The organism is uncultured Boseongicola sp. (assembly GCF_937988555.1).
Taxonomy (GTDB): domain Bacteria; phylum Pseudomonadota; class Alphaproteobacteria; order Rhodobacterales; family Rhodobacteraceae; genus Boseongicola.
The window spans coordinates 1-3,986 of the sequence record NZ_CALJXO010000287.1 but is presented as its reverse complement, the minus strand read 5'-3'; the positions used below and the strand labels follow the sequence as shown (position 1 = coordinate 3,986).

The 3,986-nt window shown below is 56.8% G+C and carries 4 protein-coding genes; all 4 read right to left on the bottom strand.

Going from position 1 to position 3,986, the window contains the following annotated elements; translation table 11 throughout:
- Positions 1-123: 123 nt before the first annotated feature.
- The 4 genes from Q1B15_RS16995 to Q1B15_RS16980 are packed head-to-tail and all read right to left on the bottom strand — an operon-like array spanning position 124 to position 3,862.
- Positions 124-759: a CDGSH iron-sulfur domain-containing protein gene (locus Q1B15_RS16995; protein ID WP_299755883.1), complete on the bottom strand. Its 636-nt coding sequence runs from the start codon at positions 757-759 to the stop codon at positions 124-126.
- 55 nt (positions 760-814) lie between these two features.
- Entirely contained in the window at positions 815-1,723 is a 909-nt protein-coding gene (gene folD, locus Q1B15_RS16990; RefSeq protein ID WP_299755881.1) for a bifunctional methylenetetrahydrofolate dehydrogenase/methenyltetrahydrofolate cyclohydrolase FolD, read from the bottom strand.
- 10 nt (positions 1,724-1,733) lie between these two features.
- On the bottom strand, positions 1,734-2,180 hold the full coding sequence (locus tag Q1B15_RS16985; RefSeq protein ID WP_299755879.1) for an OsmC family protein: 447 nt from the start codon (positions 2,178-2,180) through the stop codon (positions 1,734-1,736).
- Positions 2,181-2,185: 5 nt separating this feature from the next.
- Positions 2,186-3,862 (bottom strand): formate--tetrahydrofolate ligase, encoded by a 1,677-nt coding sequence (locus Q1B15_RS16980; RefSeq protein WP_299755876.1) that lies wholly within the window; start codon positions 3,860-3,862, stop codon positions 2,186-2,188.
- Positions 3,863-3,986 lie beyond the last annotated feature (124 nt).

Sequence of the window (3,986 nt, the reverse complement as noted above, 5' to 3'; positions counted from 1 at the left end):
TACCGGGGGCCTCAGCTGGACCACACCCGAGCTACGTAGACTTTTTGCGGCCAAGGCAACGGCGTATCTGACCGGAAGGCGCATACTTGCCGTTCCAGTGCCGCGCGCCGCGCGATCTGGCGCTTAGTCGCCCGGCGCCTCAAAACCTGCGTCTTTGTGACTGCCGTCGCAAAACGGTTTGTTCTTGGACTGGCCACACCGACACAAAAACGCCCGGGTCCCGCGGTGCAGCCGGTGTCCGGTTCCCGAGGTGATTTCCAGGGCGCCGCGCGCTTCGATCGGGCCGTTTTCGTGTGCAACTATTTGCAGGGCCTCGCCTGCGTCCTCACCCGGCGCATCTTTTCCAGTTGTCGCAGGTTCACCAGTCGCCTCAAATTTGGCGTCGACATGGGAATAGTCACAAAAAGGTGGGTTTTTTGTCTTTCCACACCGACACAGAGTGGCCCGTGTTGCGCTCTCGCCGGCGACAACAAGATTGCCGTGAAATGCATTCGGACCATTTTCCAAAACAGCCACGCGATTGATGCCGGGAGGCGTTTCAACTGCTTCGGTGTCCAGCCGGCGAAAGGTCAAAGCACCCGATGGGCACGTACGGATCATGGCGGTAATTTCTTCAGCCGGGGCCGCATCCGGTGAAACCCAAGGCCGTCTTTTTGGATCAAAAACCTGTGGCAACTTCAAAAAGCAATTGCGCGCATGGATACAGCGTTTCATTTCGAAGCCGATTTCGATCGTCTTGCCTGTGTAGGTCTTTACCATGGTGCTCTCCCGTTTTGCTCGACCATCGCAACTGATTGCCGCGTTGACGTCAAGCTTAAGCGGTAAGGCCCTCGGGCTCGGGCAAACCGTTCACCCGACAACACGCCGTCAGGGTGTTTGCTAGTAAGCAAGCGATTGTCATCGGACCAACCCCTCCAGGAACAGGCGTAATCGCGCCCGCGACTTCGGACGCGCTTGCGAAGTCGACATCGCCCACAAGTCTTGTCTTAGGCGAGCCATCTTCCTTTACGCCCGCATCAATGCGGTTGATCCCAACGTCTATGACGGTTGCTCCTGGCTTGATCCAGTCACCCCCCACCATTTCAGGCCGCCCCACAGCCGCGACGACGATATCTGCACGACGCACAACGTCCGACAATTCCTTTGTTCGACTATGGGCAATCGTCACGGTGCAACTGTCCCCCAACAAAAGCTGAGCCATTGGCTTGCCGACAATATTCGAGCGGCCGACAACAACCGCATTCATCCCAGAAAGGCTGCCGTGATGGTCGCGTAGCATCATAAGGCAGCCAAGAGGTGTACATGGGACCATCGATTTCTGCCCTGTTCCAAGCAGGCCTACGTTGGAGATGTGGAATCCGTCGACATCCTTCGTTGGGTCAATCGCATTGATGACGAGATCTTCGTTGAGGTGCTTTGGCAGTGGCAATTGGACCAGAATTCCGTGGATGGTCTCGTCGCTGTTCAGTGCGTCGATCAACGAAAGCAAGTCCGCCTCTTGGGTTTCAGCCCCAAGCTTGTGTTCCACTGACTTCATGCCGACTTCTTGGGTCAGTTTACCCTTTGAACGCACGTAAACTTGGCTTGCGGGGTCCTCGCCGACCAAGACAACAGCCAATCCCGGAATGAGGCCATGATCGGCTTTCAGGGTCGCAACGTGTGCTGTCACCTTTTCCCGAACGCTGGCCGCAAAGGCCTTTCCGTCGATGCGAGTTGCCGTCATGTGGATTTCCTTAGCTTAGATTAACAACGATGTCGGTTTTCACCGAATTTGCAATGAAACACGCGTGATGTGCCTTGTCATGAAGGGCGAGATGCGTAGTGCGGTCCGGTGTGTCCCCGACAAATGTGACCTCAACATTCAGATCCACGCGTGGGATCCAAACAACTCCGTCTGATTGTCGCAGCGCGCCCTTGGCAAGATCGCGGTAGGACGCGACGTTCCATCCCGCGCGTTGCGCTACGTCAAGAAACCACAGCATATGGCATGACGAGATCGAGGCGACAAAGGCTTCTTCCGGGTCGACAGCCTCGGCCAATCCCAATGGGGGCGGGACGATAGACGGGGATGGCGCGGCTGGAACGTCCAAGCCACCATCAAACCGCCAGAGGTGCGCGCGAGAATACTGCCCGGAGGCAAAATCCCCGTCGCTCGTCCATATGACTTCGGCGGTGTGCATTCCGCCTAGAACAACCCTTCGATCTGTCCGTCCTCGTTCAGGTGGATATTCTCGGCGGCAGGACGCGACGGAAGGCCCGGCATCGTCATGATTTCACCACAGACCACAACAACGAACCCGGCACCCGCAGCCAGACGCACTTCGCGGACAGGAACACTATGGCCTGTGGGGGCACCGCGGCGGGATGGATCTGTTGTGAAGCTATATTGGGTTTTGGCCATGCAGACGGGCAAATGACCATACCCGGCGTCTTCCCATAGTTTGAGCTGGTCGCGAATTTTCTTGTCCGCAAGAACTTCATCGGCGTGATAGATGCGCCTCGCTACAGTCTCGATCTTTTCAAACAGCGAAAGCTCGTCCTTATAGAGCGGCGCAAACTGGCTTGCGCCGCTTTCCGCAATCTCGGCGACACGGCGCGCTAGCGGCTCCGAGCCTTCCGAACCAAACTCCCAATGTCGCGAGACAATCGCCTCGGCTCCTTGGGTCGCGACATAGTCCTGCACTGCCTGCACTTCAGCATCGGTATCGGTCACAAAGTGGTTCACCGCGACCACCACGGGCACACCGAACGACTTCAAGTTACCGATATGACGGCCAAGGTTCGCACAGCCTTCTTTGACGGCGTCGACGCTTTCCTGACCGAGGTCGGCTTTTGCCGTGCCACCGTTCATCTTCATCGCGCGTATCGTCGCCACAAGCACCACGCAGTCGGGTGCAAGGCCGGCCTTACGGCACTTGATGTTCATGAATTTCTCGGCGCCCAGGTCGGCCCCAAAGCCCGCTTCTGTCACCACATAATCCGCAAGTTTCAACGCCGTTGTGGTCGCAATAACCGAGTTACATCCGTGTGCGATATTGGCAAACGGCCCGCCATGAACAAAGGCCGGGTTATTTTCCAGCGTCTGAACAAGGTTTGGTTGCATGGCATCTTTCAACAACACTGTCATCGCGCCGTCAGCCTTGAGATCACGCGCATAGATTGGCGTGCGATCCCGGCGGTAAGCAACGATCATGTCGCCCAATCGCTTTTCGAGGTCCTTCAGATCGTTCGATAGGCAAAGGATCGCCATAACTTCCGAGGCCACGGTGATGTCAAATCCGGTCTGGCGCGGAAAGCCGTTTGCCACACCGCCAAGCGACGTAACCACGTCGCGTAGGGCACGGTCGTTCATGTCCAGCACGCGCTTCCAGGTCACACGACGCTCGTCAATCTCAAGTTCGTTGCCCCAGTAGATATGATTGTCGATCATTGCCGATAGCAAGTTGTGGGCAGACGTGATCGCATGGAAATCCCCTGTGAAATGCAGGTTCATATCTTCCATCGGCACGATCTGAGCATAGCCACCGCCTGCAGCGCCGCCCTTCATCCCAAAGTTCGGACCGAGCGAGGCTTCACGGATGCAAACCACTGTTTTTCGGCCGATACGATTCAGACCATCACCAAGCCCGACCGTCGTCGTGGTCTTGCCTTCGCCAGCGGGCGTTGGATTGATCGCCGTCACAAGGACCAGTTTACCCTTTGGTTTGTCGGCGAGGCTCTCAATGAACGACTGGCTAACCTTGGCCTTGTCGTGACCATATGGGACCAGGTCCTCGGAGCCGATACCAAGCTTTGCCCCTATCTCCATGATCGGCTTCTTGTTGGCTTCGCGCGCAATCTCGATGTCAGTCTTGTATGCCATTTCCCGGATATCCCTGTTGGAGTGCCGTCATTCGACGTTCCTTCCGCTATAAGCCTGCAATCGCGCCGGGTAAGCGTCAATTTCGACATTTCCGACCCCGGTTGCGTCGAAGCCGGGATCTTGG

Excerpts from the sequence above, each read along its gene's own strand:
- Q1B15_RS16985 (WP_299755879.1), bottom strand. The coding sequence starts at position 2,180 with ATGCACACCGCCGAAGTCATATGGACGAGCGACGGGGATTTTGCCTCC.
- Q1B15_RS16995 (WP_299755883.1), bottom strand. The coding sequence starts at position 759 with ATGGTAAAGACCTACACAGGCAAGACGATCGAAATCGGCTTCGAAATG.
- folD (WP_299755881.1), bottom strand. The coding sequence starts at position 1,723 with ATGACGGCAACTCGCATCGACGGAAAGGCCTTTGCGGCCAGCGTTCGG.
- Q1B15_RS16980 (WP_299755876.1), bottom strand. The coding sequence starts at position 3,862 with ATGGCATACAAGACTGACATCGAGATTGCGCGCGAAGCCAACAAGAAG.